Origin of the sequence: Mesorhizobium sp. M8A.F.Ca.ET.208.01.1.1 (assembly GCF_004791315.1) — a bacterium.
In the GTDB taxonomy this organism is placed as follows: Bacteria; Pseudomonadota; Alphaproteobacteria; order Rhizobiales; family Rhizobiaceae; genus Mesorhizobium.
Window position 1 is genome coordinate 1 of record NZ_SRUT01000467.1, and the last position, 278, is coordinate 278.

Consider the following 278-nt stretch of genomic DNA (forward strand, 5'->3'; position numbering starts at 1 on the left):
CGGAAAAAGCGGCAGCCCGGGCATCAGGCCGAGGATGACCAGCAGCGAGCCGGCGACGTAGAGCGCACGCGGATGGGCGCCGAGCTGGCCGAACACCGCCTGGTTGGCGGAACCTCGGGTGCCGCCCTTGGAGACGAGCATGCCGGCGGCGAGCGAGACGATGAGCGCCGGGATCTGGGTGACGAGGCCGTCGCCGACCGACAGCTTGATGAAGACGTCGGCCGCCTGGCCGAGTCCCATGCCGTGGCGCAGATAGCCGATGGCGATGCCGCCGACGA

Annotated in this window: 1 protein-coding gene; it reads right to left on the bottom strand. The window is 70.5% G+C overall.

Annotation, left to right across the window (positions count from 1 at the left end):
* Positions 1-278: FHIPEP family type III secretion protein (locus EN851_RS36095; RefSeq protein ID WP_189587388.1), on the bottom strand; the 278-nt coding region annotated here is incomplete at both ends.